At 45.5% G+C, this 14,793-nt stretch carries 14 protein-coding genes; 8 read left to right on the forward strand and 6 right to left on the reverse strand.

The annotated features are described in order from the left end of the window. Positions 1-185: 185 nt before the first annotated feature. The 4 genes from ACT6NU_RS13915 to ACT6NU_RS13930 are packed head-to-tail and all read left to right on the forward strand — an operon-like array spanning position 186 to position 4,400. Positions 186-2,150 carry a BatA domain-containing protein gene (locus ACT6NU_RS13915; RefSeq protein ID WP_445382280.1) on the forward strand — a complete coding sequence of 655 codons (1,965 nt, stop codon included), beginning with the start codon at positions 186-188 and terminating at the stop codon, positions 2,148-2,150. Then, positions 2,147-3,400, forward strand: a complete 1,254-nt coding sequence (locus ACT6NU_RS13920; RefSeq protein WP_445382281.1) for a dihydroorotase — start codon at positions 2,147-2,149, stop codon at positions 3,398-3,400. The genes ACT6NU_RS13915 and ACT6NU_RS13920 overlap by 4 nt, the downstream gene beginning before the upstream one ends. Then, the gene (locus ACT6NU_RS13925; RefSeq protein ID WP_445382282.1) at positions 3,401-3,727 is read left to right on the forward strand and encodes a hypothetical protein; all 327 of its coding nucleotides are present in this window, start codon (positions 3,401-3,403) and stop codon (positions 3,725-3,727) included. Positions 3,728-3,737: 10 nt separating this feature from the next. Next, on the forward strand, positions 3,738-4,400 hold the full coding sequence (locus tag ACT6NU_RS13930) for an alpha/beta hydrolase (protein ID WP_445382283.1): 663 nt from the start codon (positions 3,738-3,740) through the stop codon (positions 4,398-4,400). On the opposite strand, the gene ACT6NU_RS13935 is transcribed toward ACT6NU_RS13930, so the two are convergent. Both ACT6NU_RS13935 and ACT6NU_RS13940 read right to left on the reverse strand, forming a co-directional pair. Then, positions 4,401-4,895: a hydrolase gene (locus tag ACT6NU_RS13935; RefSeq protein WP_445382284.1), complete on the reverse strand. Its 495-nt coding sequence runs from the start codon at positions 4,893-4,895 to the stop codon at positions 4,401-4,403. Between the two features lie 4 nt (positions 4,896-4,899). Then, complete coding sequence (locus ACT6NU_RS13940) at positions 4,900-5,664, reverse strand: MBL fold metallo-hydrolase (RefSeq protein WP_445383871.1); 765 nt, start codon at positions 5,662-5,664, stop codon at positions 4,900-4,902. A gap of 88 nt (positions 5,665-5,752) precedes the next feature. On the opposite strand from ACT6NU_RS13940, the gene ACT6NU_RS13945 reads away from it, so the two are divergent. Next, positions 5,753-7,213 carry a TonB-dependent receptor gene (locus tag ACT6NU_RS13945; protein WP_445382285.1) on the forward strand — a complete coding sequence of 487 codons (1,461 nt, stop codon included), beginning with the start codon at positions 5,753-5,755 and terminating at the stop codon, positions 7,211-7,213. A 30-nt stretch (positions 7,214-7,243) separates the two neighbouring features. Here ACT6NU_RS13945 and bcp read toward each other — a convergent pair whose 3' ends face one another. After that, a complete protein-coding gene (gene bcp, locus ACT6NU_RS13950; protein WP_445382286.1) occupies positions 7,244-7,699 on the reverse strand; it encodes a thioredoxin-dependent thiol peroxidase in 456 nt (151 codons plus the stop codon). 49 nt (positions 7,700-7,748) lie between these two features. On the opposite strand from bcp, the gene nth reads away from it, so the two are divergent. Next, positions 7,749-8,411, forward strand: coding sequence for an endonuclease III (nth, locus tag ACT6NU_RS13955; RefSeq protein ID WP_445382287.1), 663 nt, complete (start codon positions 7,749-7,751; stop codon positions 8,409-8,411). A gap of 225 nt (positions 8,412-8,636) precedes the next feature. Here the strand turns inward: nth and ACT6NU_RS13960 are convergent, their stop codons facing one another. The 3 genes from ACT6NU_RS13960 to ACT6NU_RS13970 all read right to left on the reverse strand — a co-directional run bounded on the left by ACT6NU_RS13960 (position 8,637) and on the right by ACT6NU_RS13970 (position 10,337). Next, positions 8,637-9,221, reverse strand: a complete 585-nt coding sequence (locus ACT6NU_RS13960; RefSeq protein WP_445382288.1) for an RNA polymerase sigma factor — start codon at positions 9,219-9,221, stop codon at positions 8,637-8,639. 319 nt (positions 9,222-9,540) lie between these two features. Continuing rightward, positions 9,541-9,684 (reverse strand): hypothetical protein, encoded by a 144-nt coding sequence (locus ACT6NU_RS13965; RefSeq protein ID WP_445382289.1) that lies wholly within the window; start codon positions 9,682-9,684, stop codon positions 9,541-9,543. Between the two features lie 71 nt (positions 9,685-9,755). Next, entirely contained in the window at positions 9,756-10,337 is a 582-nt protein-coding gene (locus tag ACT6NU_RS13970) for an RNA polymerase sigma factor (RefSeq protein ID WP_445382290.1), read from the reverse strand. A gap of 240 nt (positions 10,338-10,577) precedes the next feature. Between ACT6NU_RS13970 and uvrA the strand changes: the two genes are divergently transcribed. After that, on the forward strand, positions 10,578-13,370 hold the full coding sequence (gene uvrA / locus ACT6NU_RS13975; RefSeq protein ID WP_445382291.1) for an excinuclease ABC subunit UvrA: 2,793 nt from the start codon (positions 10,578-10,580) through the stop codon (positions 13,368-13,370). 158 nt (positions 13,371-13,528) lie between these two features. After that, on the forward strand, positions 13,529-14,764 hold the full coding sequence (locus tag ACT6NU_RS13980; RefSeq protein ID WP_445382292.1) for a hypothetical protein: 1,236 nt from the start codon (positions 13,529-13,531) through the stop codon (positions 14,762-14,764). Positions 14,765-14,793: the final 29 nt, after the last annotated feature.

Here is a 14,793-nt window from a genome sequence, read left to right on the forward strand (position 1 = left end):
GCATTCCAGGTCCATTTCTGACTGCTTTTCAACTAATCAAACCCATCTATTTGCAAATCCAAGTTAGGGGGTCTCCGGCCTTTGGGTCTTACTTCATTCTTTTTCTTTGGATTCTTTTTCTTTGGATTTTGGAGGATTAGGCCGGCTTATTCGTTTTAGGGATAAATTGGGAAACAACGGAATGCATGGCGTTCGGATTTCCGTATATTTGGAGCAAGCTCTATCGATTTATGCAGTTTGAGAAACCTGATCTTCTTTGGGGACTGCTTGCGCTGGTCATCCCTGTAATAATTCACCTTTTTCGACTTCGGAGATTTCAGAAGACCCCCTTTACAAATGTCAGGGTTTTACAAAAGCTCCTCGCAGAATCCCGAAAGAGCAGTGAACTCAAAAAATGGTTATTACTATTGAGCAGGCTTGGGCTGGTCGCGGCGCTGGTTTTTGCCTTTGCAAATCCTTTTGAAGTCTCAGACACCGCCAAAGTGGAACGGGAAATTGTACTCTATCTGGACAATTCGTTTAGCATGCAGGCCCCACAGGAAGATGCAACGCTTTTGGAGAATACAGTGCAGTCGCTGCTGCAAAACAGTCCTGAAAATCGACAATTCCATATTTTAACCAATAACGGTAGTTTTCCTGGTGTACGTCCCAAAGAGATACAACAAAGTCTGCTGGGCCTAAAATACACAGCCGATTCCCCGGATTTTGAAGAGTTACAATTGAAAGCCCGGGCACTTTTTTCAAAAAATAACAGGACACGCAAAGAACTCTGGCTTATCAGTGATTTCCAGAATTTGCGGCTCACTGAAGCTTCAGGTCCGGATTCCCTTTTAATTCGGACTGTGGTGGCCCGTCCCGAAAAGCGTTTTAATATTTCTCTGGATACCGCCTTTATACTGAACCACAATGCCGAGGGCCTGGAATTAGAGGTAGGGATCCGGTTGGATGACAGCCTGCAAAAAAAGCCGGTTTCTCTTTTCAATGGCGATACGCTTATAGCCAAGGCATCACCGGAAATGAGATCCGATGGTAGTGCAGCTGTTATTTTCAGCCTCCCCGCTGACAAAAACATAAATGGGACTTTGAGTGTCATGGACGATGGGCTGAAATACGACAATATGCTCTATTTCAACCTTTTTCAGGACCCCCTGATCAGGGTATTGTCTTTGGGTCCAGGGCCTGTCGACTATTTGAAACGTATCTACACACCTGACGAATTTGAATTTCTCAGCATGTCGGAACGCCAGCTGGATTATAAACTTATGGAACAGCAGCAGCTGATCATCCTCAACGAATTGAAGGATATCAGCCCGTCGCTTGGAAAACTTATCCGCGATTACAGGGATACGGGAGGGAGTTTGTTGATCATTCCTGACAGGGAAATGAATGTGAGCAGCATTAACCAGCTGCTATCCGGGCTTGGGAGTATTCGCTATGGGGAGCGGCTCGATACGGAAATACGCATTACAAAGGTCAATACGGCACATCCCTTATTCCGTGAGGTTTTTGAAAAACAGGTTGCCAATTTTGATTTTCCGGTACTTCAAGCTTATTTTCCACTGATCAATGGCCCATCAAAGATTCTGGAATTACAAAACGGGGAGGCGTTCCTCAGTGGAAGGGCTGGAACTTATTTGTTTACAGCTCCCATCAATCCGGATGAAAGTAATTTTTCGGCCTCGCCCCTGATAGTCCCTACTTTTTACAGGATTGCGAAAGAGAGCCTCTCCCCAGCCCCCTTATATTTTGAAATTGGCCGGCAGAACTCCCTCGACCTCGAAGCAAAAGCCCGGCAAGACGGGGTTATGGAACTACAGTCTGAGTCTTATGCCTTTATCCCAAGGCAACAACAATTTGCCAGGAAGACCAGATTGTTTTTTTCAGAAGAACCCGAAATAGCCGGAATATTCACCATCCGATACGGCGATAACCCTTTAAGGGACCTCAGCTTTAATTTCCCCAGAACAGAAAGCGTATCGGTTTACCCGGAGTTAAATTTTCCGGAAAACGTTTATACCTCCCCAAGTATAGAGGCATTACTGGAACAATATCAAAATGAAACAAATATTAGGTCGCTTTGGAAATGGTTTGTTATTTTAGCACTGCTGTTTGTGTTGGCTGAAATGATCCTCCAAAAAACGCTTCAATGACCATTCTTTTAAAATCCGCTACCATAGTAAACCCGAAGCAGCCGGATCTACACCTGAAAAAAAAGGATATCCTAATTGAAAATGGTCAAATTACCAAGATAGCCAACCGCGTTTCGGAAGACGAATCGGTCAAAACCATCCGTTTAGACAAATTGCACGTATCCCCGGGTTGGTTTGACAGTAGTGTTAGCTATGGGGAACCCGGATTTGAGGAACGGGAGACCATTAAAAACGGGCTTAGAGTAGCCGGAAAGAGCGGATTTACCGGGATTGTCCTCAATACCAATACGCATCCGGTACCGGACTCCAGCGGGGACATCAGTTATTTAAGGGAAACGGCCAGGGGCAGCCTGACCGAATTATTTCCTCTGGGGGCCCTAAGCCGGATGTCTGAAGGCAGGGACCTGGCTGAGCATTACGATATGCATCTCTCGGGATCCGTAGGGTTCAGCGATTATAAAAATCCGACTGAAAATCCCAACCTGCTAAAGATGGCCCTGCTCTATTCCCAGAGTTTTGACGGCCTGGTCTTTTCCTTTCCCTTGGACGGACAACTGGCCGGACAGGGTCAGATGCACGAAGGCGAGGTTTCGGTCAGGCTGGGGCTGAAAGGCATGCCCGCCCTGGCTGAACAACTGAGGGTGGAAAGGGATCTTGCCATCCTGGAGTATACCGGTGGTAAGCTGCATATCCCAACCATATCTACGGAGGCGGCTGTTAAATTGATTGCCGGCGCCAAGAAAAAAGGGCTTAATGTTAGCTGCAGTGTTTCAATTCACAATCTGGCCAAAACAGATAAAGCCCTTGAAGATTTTGATTCCGTTTATAAGATCCTGCCGCCGCTAAGGGGGAATTCTGATCAAAAAGCGTTGCTTAAGGCCGTAAAATCTGGTGTTATAGATTTTGTTTGCTCCGATCACTGTCCGATAGACATAGAAGGAAAAAAGCAGGAATTTGACCGTTCAGAGTTTGGTAGTCTGGGCCTGGAAAGCAGTTTTGGCATCCTTAACCAGCTCTTTGACCTGAACACCTGTATTGAATTACTTACCCGGGGCAGGGACCGCTTTAAGCTGCCGGAGCCCCGCATAGCCGTTGGGGAAAAAGCCAACCTTACCCTTTTTGACCCGGATTACAGATATACGCAAGAGGTTGACAAGCTGGCTTCTACCTCCAAAAATTCCATGTATGTGGGGACCGAACTTCAGGGAAGGGTATATGGCATCATTGTTGGAAACCGCACAAACCTCTAAATGAAAAATCCTCAGAAGGAAGCCAGAATAACAGCTATTATAGCCTATCTGACAATAGTGGGAGCCCTAATTGCCATCACCATGAATTCGGAACCCAAATACACATTTGCCCGGTTTCACTGCCGCCAGGCATTCGGGCTACACCTTGGATTTCTGGGTTTCGCATTATTTTTAAGTGTATGGTTTAATCAATACGCCTGGTACGGACTGTATGTTGGTTACTTCGCCCTGTGGCTTTACGGATTTCTCTCGGCTATCAACAATAAAATGAATCCGGTTCCTTTCCTGGGAGAATATTTCCAGAAATGGTTCACCTTTATTTCCTAGATTCCCTCCTATGAATCCCAAAGATTTATCCCTTTCCCATCTTATCCGACCCGCTATTGATACGGACGCCAAGGCCCCGGTACTATTTTTGCTGCACGGGTACGGGAGTAATGAAGAGGACCTTTTTTCTTTTGCCCCTGAGCTGCCGGAGGAATTATGTATTATTTCCATTCGGGCTCCTTTTGCCCTGCAACCCTTCGGATATGCCTGGTACAGCATTCATTTCGATGCCCCACAGGGAAAATGGAATGATGTGCAACAGGCAGGTGAAACCCGGGAACGATTGCGAACCTTTATAGGGGAAGCGGTTGAAGCCTATAATCTCGATGAAAATCATATCAATCTGCTGGGTTTTAGCCAGGGAAGCATCCTCAGTTATGCCCTGGCCCTCTCCTACCCTGAACAATTCAGAAGTATAGTAGCCCTCAGTGGGTATATTGACCGGGAAATGCTGCTGGCAGATTGGCAAAAGAAAGATCACAGTACACTGGAAATTTATGCTTCGCACGGGCAACTAGACCCGGTAATTCCGATTTCATGGGCCCAGCAATCTGCTGATTTTCTGGCCAGGGTAGACTTAAAGAGTTTTCAATTCAGGGAGTTTCCCGTTGGCCACGGGGTGTCAGCCGAAAATTTCAGGGATTTTCAAAGCTGGCTCTCCCGGGTGTACTGATTATTGCGAACGGGTATACAAAAGATGGTCTAGTAGCGTAAAATCCACATCGCCATTATCTTTGAGTTCATATTGTAAAAACAATTCTCCCCAGAATTTCCCGTCTGAAAAATCAGCTACAATCCACTTGTGATTCAATATTTTAATCTTATTGATTTTAAAGTCACCCTGCATGCCCTCGTAGGGGACCAGCGGGTTGTCTCCCGCCCTTTCATTTGACTCCAGGAGTTTATCGGATATATATCCGGACGGGTCATCCATCCCGAGGTGGTCATAGTAGGCAAGGGCGTCATCATTATTTGCCAGGCTGAAATACTGCATATCGAGAAGGTCAAGGTGTAATCCCTGGATAGAATCTTCTAATTGTCCGATCTTTCCCTGCATCCGCGACTTTTCCTTTTGCCAGCTTTTGGATTGTCTATTCCCGCCAACAGCCAAATACAGGATGATCAGGGCAGCAAAAAAGAACAAATACATAAAAATTCTCCGACTCATAAGTTCAAATATTAAGTATTAAATTATCATAGGCCAGCCTGACGTGATCCGGCAAGGTCTTTTCCACCTCTGCATGAAAGCCCATCCGGTGGCTGATATGTGTAAGATAGGCCCGTTCAGGCCCCACCATTTCTATGAATTCCAGCGCCTCTTTTAAATTGAAATGAGAGTGATGCGGCTCTATCCGCAAAGCATTGATGACTAAAACTCGTACCCCTTCCAGCTTTTTGATTTCAGTCTCCTCCATGGTCTTGACATCGGTGAGGTAGGCGAAATCCCCGATGCGGTATCCAAAAACCTGCAGGCGGTTATGCCAGGCCTCGATGGGGGTTACCCAATGCTTGCCCAGTAAGAATGGGGCTTCGCCTGAAACGGGGTGAACCTGCACGGCAGGGGCCCCCGGATAGCGGTTTTCCCCTGCAAAAATATAATCAAAGCGCCTTTTAAGGGATTTTATAACCCGTTCATGCGCATACACGGGAATATCCCCCTGACGGAAGAAAAAAGGACGGATATCATCGATTCCCGCCGTGTGGTCTGCATGTTCATGGGTGAAGAGGATACCGTCTAAACGCTGTACATTATGACGCAGCATTTGCTGCCTGAAGTCCGGTCCGCAGTCAATAACATAATTCTGGCCGGGAAAACTAATCATTACCGATACCCGCAGGCGTTTGTCTCTGGGATCCTCACTCAGGCAAACCGGATCATCACTGCCAATTACGGGAATACCCTGAGAAGTACCTGTGCCTAAAAATGTAATCTTCAACGCCTGGTCTATTTTATTCAAATTTATAACTTATTTATTACTCCAAATGCGCAATCTTTTTAACTTTGCTTACAGAAACTTCCCTAATATGGCTACGGTTCAGAAGAAAGAATTTGCATTTGAGAATATTCCTTCCATCAAAGCCAAAACCCTGCGCATCAATCTGAACCCTGAAATTTACGGAACCTTTGCAGAGATTGGGGCCGGTCAGGAAACGGCACGGCATTTTTTCAGGGCCGGAGGTGCTTCCGGAACCATTGCCAAAGCGATGAGTGCCTATGACAAAGCCTTCAGTGACGCTATTTACGGATTGGAAGAAGACGGGCGCTACGTTACCCAGAGCCGCTTAAAAAAAATGCTGGCTTACGAAATGCAACTGATGGAAGAGCGTATAGACCGGAAAACCTATCCGGACCGCCTTTTCTTTTCATACGCCAATACCGTGGCCACTATTGATTTTTCCAAGCGCTACAAAGGCCATGGCTGGGTTGGGATCCGCTTTCAGTTGGACCCGAATCAAAAGGAATTCGATGAAATTATCCTGCATATACGCTTTAAGCAGAACGAGGCGCGCCTGCAACAGGAAACCCTCGGAATTGTTGGGGTAAACCTGATTTACGGAGCCTTCTACAAATACCATAAACCGCGTAAACTCCTTAAATACCTGTATGACCATATCGATAAGGACACCCTTGAGATCGATATGGTAAACTTTGCCGGACCGAATTTCGCCCATGTGGATAACCGACTGATGAGCCTGCAGCTGATCCGAAACGATATGACAGATGCTGTGATGTTCGGGGCAGACGGGAATAACCTCCTGCCGGCTGCCGTGCTGTATAAAAAGAATATCCTTGCCCTGCGCGGAAGTTTCCGGCCGGTTACCAAAGTGAATATGGACATGTTCCAGAAGTCCTATGATATCTTTATACGGGAGCAAACGGTGGATGAAGAGAACACAATCGTGATTTTCGAGATTACCCTTGCCAATCTGAAGGCCTCAGGAGAGATAGACGAACAGGATTTTATGGACCGGGCGGAACTGCTTTGTTCCATGGGCCATATGGTAATGATCTCAAAATTCCAGGAGTATTACAAGGTTGTGGAATATTTTAATAACTACACCAAGTCCCGAATAGGTATGACTATGGGGGTTAACAACCTCATTGAGGTTTTTGACGAGAAATATTACCGCCATCTGAGCGGGGGCATCCTGGAAGCCTTCGGAAAATTATTCTTCAAGGATCTTAAAGTCTATCTCTATCCGATGAAAAACCCGGAAACCGGGCAGATCATGACCAGCAACAATATCAAAGTACACCCGCGTATGAAAGAACTATACAAGTTCTTTAAATACAATGGAAAGGTGATGGATATTATCGATTACGATCCCGATATCCTTCATATTTTCTCACGGGATGTACTGAAAAAGCTTACTAACGGGGAAGAAGGCTGGGAAGACATGCTTCCTGAAGGAATCGCGGAAATAATTAAAGAAAAGCGTTTATTCCTCCCCAAAAAGGAAGAATCTACAGAGACCGTAAAATAAAAAAAGCCGGCTGCTAGCCGGCTTTTATAATTAGTCCTCCAGAATTTGGGAGGCGTGTTCTTTGGTTTTTACTTTATCAATCACCCGGCTTATCACTCCCTGTTCATCAATGATAAAAGTCTTGCGATGAATACCGTCGAATTCACGGCCCATAAATTTCTTTGGTCCCCAAACACCGAAACCCTCAATAACCGTTTTATCCTCGTCTGCTAACAAGGGAAACGGGAAATCGTATTTATTGCGGAAATTCTGTTGCTTTTTTTCAGAATCTGCGCTCACCCCCAAGAGGGAGTAACCAGCTTCCTGAAGTTCCTTATAGTGGTCCCTGAGGTCACAGGCTTCGGCCGTGCAACCAGGGGTATTGGCCTTTGGATAGAAAAAAACGATCCATTTTTTACCTTTATAGTCGGCACTCGAAATGGTATTTCCATCCTGGTCCCGGGCGGTAAACTGAGGAACTTTGTCTCCTGCTTTCAGTGTTTGCATATGTTTGATTTTTTTTGTTTACTTATTTTTACGCAAAATTAAACAATATATGACTAAAAAAGAAAAGGTCGCTTTCGTTCTTAAAACACTCGATGAACTATACCCTGAAATTCCCGTCCCCCTTGATCATACCGACCCCTATACCCTGCTGATCGCCGTATTATTGTCGGCTCAAAGCACCGACGTACGCGTTAACAAAACAACCCCAATCCTCTTTGACCGGGCCGACAACCCGGCAGCCATGGTCCGCCTGAGCGTAGAAGAGATCCGGGAAATCATAAAACCGGTAGGCCTCTCCCCTACCAAGGCCCGTGCAATACACCGGTTATCTGAAATTTTACTCGAGAAATATAAGGGGGCTGTTCCAGAAACCCTGGAAGCACTCGAAGAATTGCCGGGAGTTGGTCATAAAACCGCCAGCGTGGTGGTATCACAGGCCTTTGGCATTCCGGCCTTCCCGGTAGACACCCATATTCACCGGCTGATGTACCGCTGGGGTTTCTCTACAGGCAAAAATGTTGTAAAAACCGAAAAAGATGCCAAAAGACTATTCCCAAAAGAGCTGTGGAACAAACTTCACCTGCAGATTATCTGGTATGGCAGGGAATATTCCCCGGCAAGGGGGTGGGACCTGGATAAGGATATTATAACCCGGACCATTGGAAGAAAGAAGGTGCTGCAGGAATATTGGGCCAAAAAAAAGACCCGCTAAAAGCGGGTCGGATGTTTTAATTCAAATTTGTTTCAAATTTGAAGCCCTTGTAACCTAATACATGTAAAGAACGGGAATACTGTAACAGCATGTTTATGGTATCCTGAGAGACCCGAACTATTTTACAGGCATCGGCCTTTTCTGAGTAAATTTTTTCCATATGCTTAGAGTTCGTTACACATAGATAACGCGGGGCAAATGGAAATATTGTTTACGCCTTTCTGATTAGTAGTTGGTTAGAACGATCTTGTTTTTCTGGATAATCTTCCTGAGGTTGATCAAAGCGTATCGCATCCGCCCCAGGGCAGTATTTATGCTCACTCCAGTACATTCGGAAATTTCCTTAAAGCTCATGTCTTTGTATATGCGCATGATTAAAACTTCCCGCTGATCATCAGGCAATTCGTCAATGAGCTGGCCAAGATCGCTGTCTATCTGGTCTTTGATGAGTTGTTTCTCTGCATTCAGGCGATCGTCTCCAATAACCGTGAAAATATTGAAATCATCACTTCCTTCAAATTTAGGCATGCGCTTGTTTTTCCTGAAAAAATCGATGATCAGGTTGTGTGCTATGCGCATTACCCAGGGCAAAAATTTCCCTTCTTCGCTGTAGTTTCCTTTCTTCAGGGTTTTGATAACCTTAATAAAGGTGTCCTGAAAGATATCCTCCGTGATATCCCTGTCAAGGACTTTTGAATAAATAAAGCTTGAGATGCGCTGGTTGTGCCGGTTGATTAAAATTTCAAGGGCGCGCTCATTTCCGCTAATGTAATCTTGTACCAGGGCTGAGTCGTCGATCTGTAGTTCCATAGAGCGTATTTTTAGTTCAGTTTAGGGCCGTGTGCAGGCTTTTCGGTTATTTACTTTTAAGGGGTGTAATCAGCAACTTGCTTTCAAACACATTCTAAAAGTAGCCAAAGAGCCTCCCCGCAGAAAAACTATGTTGTCAAACGCTCAAAACCTGATGTCAAAACATGATTTTAGTTTTTTTGAATAAAAATGAAGAAAATACACTCGGTGAAATACCCACTAAAAATGAGCCTTTATAGATAAAAGGCCTTAGTGGAACAAAAAAGGGACACAATTGTGTACAATAATCTGGGTGAAAATGTGTTGGCAGGCTTCGGAATCAGTTCAGATTGCTCTCAAAGGTTTTCCCGTCTGCTTTGATTACAGAGAGGGATTTTGAATAATCTGTGAGGAAGCGAATGGTTTCCTCAGAGGTTGAAACCAGTTTACAATGATCTGTAGGATGGGGGTAGATATGTTCCATACGTTGCATTATTATATTGAAGATAACGCAAGCAGGACCAATGCCTGTACCTTAACTCGACCTACGGTACATTAATTCGTTAAAACAATCTGATGTTGCTCAATCAGTTTCCTGAGGTTGATCAGGGCATAGCGCATGCGTCCCAGGGCGGTATTGATACTTACCCCTGTATTCTCGGAAATTTCCTTAAAACTCATGTCCTGATACATTCTCAGACTTATAACTTCCTGTTGTTCCGGAGGGAGTTCCGCTATCAGGGCGGATACATCCGTTTCAATCTGTTCTTTGATCAATTGCTTTTCAGCATTCAGCTGGTCATCTTTCAGGGCAGAAAAAATATTGTACTCCGGACTTCCCTCAAAACGGGGCATTTTATTGTTCTTTCTGAAGTGGTCCATTACCAGGTTATGTGCAATGCGCATCACCCAGGGCAAAAACTTCCCCTCCTCATTGTATTTCCCAAGCTTCAGGGTTCGGATCACCTTGATAAAGGTGTCCTGGAAAATATCCTCTGTGATTTCCTTATCAAAAACCTTGGAGTAAATAAAACTTGTGAGACGCTGGTTGTGTCGGTTAATCAGGGTTGCCAGTGCGTTTTCGTCGCCGGCTAAATAATTTCGGACCAGGGTGGAGTCATCGATCTGTAATTCCATACAACTTACTTTTTTTGGTTCGGAATCCCACAGGCAGGTATACCGTGGGAATCATTCGCTACATTTCAAAAAAGTAATTGTGCTGTATAGGCGTGATCGATTTTATGAATTACTTCTCAAATATAGGTAAATTTTATTTTCATAAAAAAATGTAAAGATTTGTTTCTTTCAGAATGAGGACAAAAAGGTGGCTGGTTATTGAGGGTGACAAGTTGTATCTTTGCACCTTATTTGAGCAGCATGCCTGAATCTTCCACTACTGATATCAAAAACCAGATCCTGATCAAAGGTGCCAATCTGCACAATCTTAAGAATGTGGATGTGGCCATTCCCAGAAATAAATTGGTGGTTATCACCGGAATGTCCGGTTCCGGTAAGTCCAGCCTGGCTTTTGATACGCTTTATGCAGAAGGTCAAAGACGGTATGTGGAAAGCCTTTCCTCATATGCAAGGCAGTTCCTGGGAAAACTGGATAAGCCCAAAGTGGAGTACATTCGCGGTATTGCCCCGGCAATAGCCATAGAGCAAAAGGTAAATTCCACCAATCCACGATCTACTGTGGGTACTTCAACGGAAATTTACGACTACCTGAAATTACTGTATGCCCGTATTGGCAAAACCTTTTCACCTGTATCCGGAGGCGAAGTAAAAAAACACCGGGTTCACGATGTGGTGGATTTTGTAAAAACGTTCAAAGAGGGGAGTAAGCTGCTGCTTCTGGCCCCTGTTAACATCCCCGAAGACAGGGACGTCCAAAAAAGCCTGAAATTACTTTCAAAGCAGGGCTATGCCCGGATAAAAGCCAATGGGAAAGTATTACGCATTCAGGAGGAGATGCCCGGGATCGGGAGAAATTTCGAGCTGGTCGTAGACCGGGTGATTGTGCGGGAAGACGAAGATTTCCTGAACAGGCTGGCGGGAGCCGTAGATACGGCATTTTTTGAAGGGAAAGGGATTTGCAGCATAGAAGATCTCGAAACCGGAAAGCAGACTACCTTCAGTAACAAATTTGAACTGGACGGCATTAGTTTCCCGGAACCCAATGTACATTTATTCAGCTTTAACAACCCCTACGGAGCCTGCCCCAGGTGTGAAGGCTATGGCGATGTGATCGGAATTGATGAAGACCTGGTTATCCCCAATACGGCCCTTTCCGTTTACGATAACGCTATTTTCCCCTGGAGGGGTGAAAGTATGGGATGGTACAGGGACGAACTGGTAGACAATGCCTACAAGTTCGATTTTCCGATTCACAAGCCCTGGTTTGAACTGACTGAAGAGCAAAAAACCCTGGTTTGGGAAGGGAATCAGTACTTTACCGGTCTGAATGATTTTTTTAAAAAGCTGGAGGACAAAAGCTATAAAATCCAGAACCGTGTAATGCTGTCCCGTTACCGGGGGAAAACCCGCTGTTCCCAGTGTAAAGGCAAAAGGCTTCGAAAAGAGGCGGAATACGTAAGGGTATACGGAAAATCCATTACAGAGCTGGTTAACCTTCCGGTTTACCGCCTTGCTGAATTTTTTGAGGGAATGCAACTCAGCGAGCAGGATAAAAAGATTGCCCAGAGGTTATTGGTGGAAATCACTAACCGCCTTTCATATTTGCTAAGAGTAGGTCTGGGCTATCTCACGCTCAACCGCAAATCGAACAGTCTTTCAGGAGGTGAAAGCCAGCGAATCAATCTGGCGACTTCTCTGGGCAGCAGCCTTGTAGGTTCTATGTATATCCTGGATGAACCCAGCATTGGGTTGCACCCCAGAGATACGGAGAACCTGATTGAAGTTTTAAAATCCCTGAGAGATCTTGGCAACACCGTGATTGTTGTGGAACACGACGAGGAAATGATGCGGGCTGCAGACCATATCATAGACATTGGCCCCGAGGCCGGAACGCTGGGAGGAGAAGTTGTAGGGGAAGGATCCCTTCAGGCCATCCTGAGAGGGGACTCTTTTACGGCTAAGTACCTTAACGGCTCATTGGAAATACCACTGCCCAGGAAAAGAAGGGAACAAAAAGGTTTTATCAGGGTTGAGGGCGCGCGTGAAAACAACCTGCAGAATATTGATGTGGATTTCCCACTTCAGGTTTTAACGGTGGTAACAGGGGTTTCAGGAAGCGGGAAAAGTACGCTGGTCAACCGCATCCTCTACCCGGTCTTACAAAAAAAACTGGGGGGGTACGGTGATAAAGCCGGGCAGCATACCAGTGTAAATGGGGAATTCAGCTTTGTTTCCTACGTAGAATTCGTAGACCAGAACCCCATTGGCCGGTCTTCCCGCTCCAATCCGGTAACCTACCTGAAGGCCTATGATGATATACGAAGCCTTTTTGCCAGCCAGAAACTGAGTAAAATACGCGGCTACAAGCCCAAGCATTTTTCATTCAATGTGGACGGTGGCAGATGCGAAAAATGTAAAGGAGAAGGAGAAATTACTGTGGAAATGCAGTTTATGGCCGATGTCCACCTGGAATGCGATCAGTGTAAAGGCAAGCGATTCAAAAAGGATGTACTTGAGGTAACATTCGAAGGCGCCTCAATCGATCAGGTGCTAAATATGACTGTACATGATGCAATAGACTTCTTTAACCAGCACAAGCAGGATAAAATAGCCTCCAAATTACAGGCCTTACAGGATGTAGGTCTGGGTTATGTTACCCTGGGGCAACCCTCTTCTACCCTATCCGGGGGCGAAGCACAGCGAATTAAACTGGCTTCCTTTCTAACCAAGGGACAAAGCCGGGAAAAAGGTCTGTTTATCTTTGACGAACCCACAACAGGACTGCATTTTCACGATATCAAAAAATTACTCGCTTCATTTGACGCCCTGATCGCCAAAGGGCATTCCGTAATCGTTATAGAGCATAATATCGACCTGATCAAATGTGCTGATTTTATTATCGATCTGGGGCCAGATGGTGGTGACAAGGGCGGGCTATTGCTGGCTTTTGGAAGGCCTGAAAAGGTTGCCGGCAATCCCGATTCCATAACTGGAAAATTCCTCAGGGCAAAATTAGGCGATAGCATATCCTGAGCACCCCTTTCTGGTCTCTGAAAGGAAATACCTTCTATTTTATACGTATAATACGTTGATATACAGGTATATATACTATTACGTATTTTTTTGGCACGCTGTTTGTTTACTATAGGATGGATGCAAATAATTACATCCGGAACTTTAAACCTTATAGTATGAAAAATTTAGTATTCCTTTTAGTGGCTCTTTTCGTGGGAACCGGAAGTTCCTCGGCCACGTCGACAGAAAATAAGGTTGCACTGAGCAATGCTTTCAGGTACAACAATTCATTCATCTTTGTTGAGAATGGAATTACCTTTTCAGTGTATCCGGATGGTGAATTCGACTTTTTTATTGACAACCGCGTTAATGTGGGGGCCAATGTTCGCCTGGGAGGTGCACAAATAACCTTTAATTCAGGGTTCGATTACAACCCCTTTGTACAATACGATGACTACGGAGCTGTAATCCAGGTAGAAAACGTACCCGTTTTTTACGACTACTACGGAAGGGTAAACCGTATTGGCGGGGTTAACATCTGGTATAATAATGGCCGCCTGTACCGTATTGGAGGAATGCGGGTATTTTACAATAACAGAGGGTTTTTTGACTACCACGTAGGATTCATAAACATCTATAACAGAAATTATATATACCGTCCATTCCACCGATTCTTTGTTCGTCCGGCAGTAGGGTTCTGCCTGGTGTATAACAGGCCTTACAGAAGGTTTTATAACCCGGTCAGGTATACCTATTATCGTCCCTACAGACACAACGTAAGACGTGCTTATGCCAGGGTTGGGAATACCTACCGTTACCAGGCAAGACAGGACAGAAACCGGATATACCGCAATGACAGCAGGGTTGCACGTCGCAGCTTTAATGCAGACAGAAGGTCCAGCAGGGTTGCCACCAACCGGGGAGCGGACAGAATGAGCCGAAGCCAGGGTAATTACCGCAGCAACAAAGCGGCTAGCCGTGGAGGTGATTTCAGCAGAAGCAGCCGTACCGCTGTAAGAAATGGCGATAATGGCCGAAAAGCTAACATTAGCCGAAGCAGCCGTACCGCGGTAAGAAATGGCGACAATGGCCGAAAAGCTAACATTAATAGAAGTACCCGTACAGTTAGCAAAAAAGGTGTGGTAAGCCGGAGTACCCGCGAAGTGCGCAATACGCCCAGAGGTCGCACGGTTAAGACGAGCCGATCGGTAAGCAGTCGCAAGCCGGTTGCCAACAGGAGTCCGCAGCGCAATGATAAGGCCAGAAGCAGTGTTCAGCGAAGCAGCCGTTCTACTGCCAAAGCCAGCCCTGCAAGGAAGTCCGACAGGTCTTCAGCAGTTCGGAAAAGCAACTCTACCAATAGCAGGAGGAGTAGCGTTTCCACCCGGAGCAACAGGAAACGGGTACAGTAAAAATCGTTTTTAGGTTGGTTAGTTGTTTA

The organism is Robiginitalea rubriflava (genome assembly GCF_052540725.1).

Coding starts and splice junctions, on each gene's coding strand:
- ACT6NU_RS13960 (WP_445382288.1), bottom strand. CDS start 9,221: ATGGAACTACAGATCGACGACTCAGCCCTGGTACAAGATTACATTAGC.
- ACT6NU_RS13925 (WP_445382282.1), top strand. CDS start 3,401: ATGAAAAATCCTCAGAAGGAAGCCAGAATAACAGCTATTATAGCCTAT.
- ACT6NU_RS13935 (WP_445382284.1), bottom strand. CDS start 4,895: ATGAGTCGGAGAATTTTTATGTATTTGTTCTTTTTTGCTGCCCTGATC.
- nth (WP_445382287.1), top strand. CDS start 7,749: ATGACTAAAAAAGAAAAGGTCGCTTTCGTTCTTAAAACACTCGATGAA.
- ACT6NU_RS13915 (WP_445382280.1), top strand. CDS start 186: ATGGCGTTCGGATTTCCGTATATTTGGAGCAAGCTCTATCGATTTATG.
- bcp (WP_445382286.1), bottom strand. CDS start 7,699: ATGCAAACACTGAAAGCAGGAGACAAAGTTCCTCAGTTTACCGCCCGG.
- ACT6NU_RS13965 (WP_445382289.1), bottom strand. CDS start 9,684: ATGGAACATATCTACCCCCATCCTACAGATCATTGTAAACTGGTTTCA.
- ACT6NU_RS13980 (WP_445382292.1), top strand. CDS start 13,529: ATGAAAAATTTAGTATTCCTTTTAGTGGCTCTTTTCGTGGGAACCGGA.
- ACT6NU_RS13970 (WP_445382290.1), bottom strand. CDS start 10,337: ATGGAATTACAGATCGATGACTCCACCCTGGTCCGAAATTATTTAGCC.
- ACT6NU_RS13920 (WP_445382281.1), top strand. CDS start 2,147: ATGACCATTCTTTTAAAATCCGCTACCATAGTAAACCCGAAGCAGCCG.
- ACT6NU_RS13930 (WP_445382283.1), top strand. CDS start 3,738: ATGAATCCCAAAGATTTATCCCTTTCCCATCTTATCCGACCCGCTATT.
- ACT6NU_RS13945 (WP_445382285.1), top strand. CDS start 5,753: ATGGCTACGGTTCAGAAGAAAGAATTTGCATTTGAGAATATTCCTTCC.
- uvrA (WP_445382291.1), top strand. CDS start 10,578: ATGCCTGAATCTTCCACTACTGATATCAAAAACCAGATCCTGATCAAA.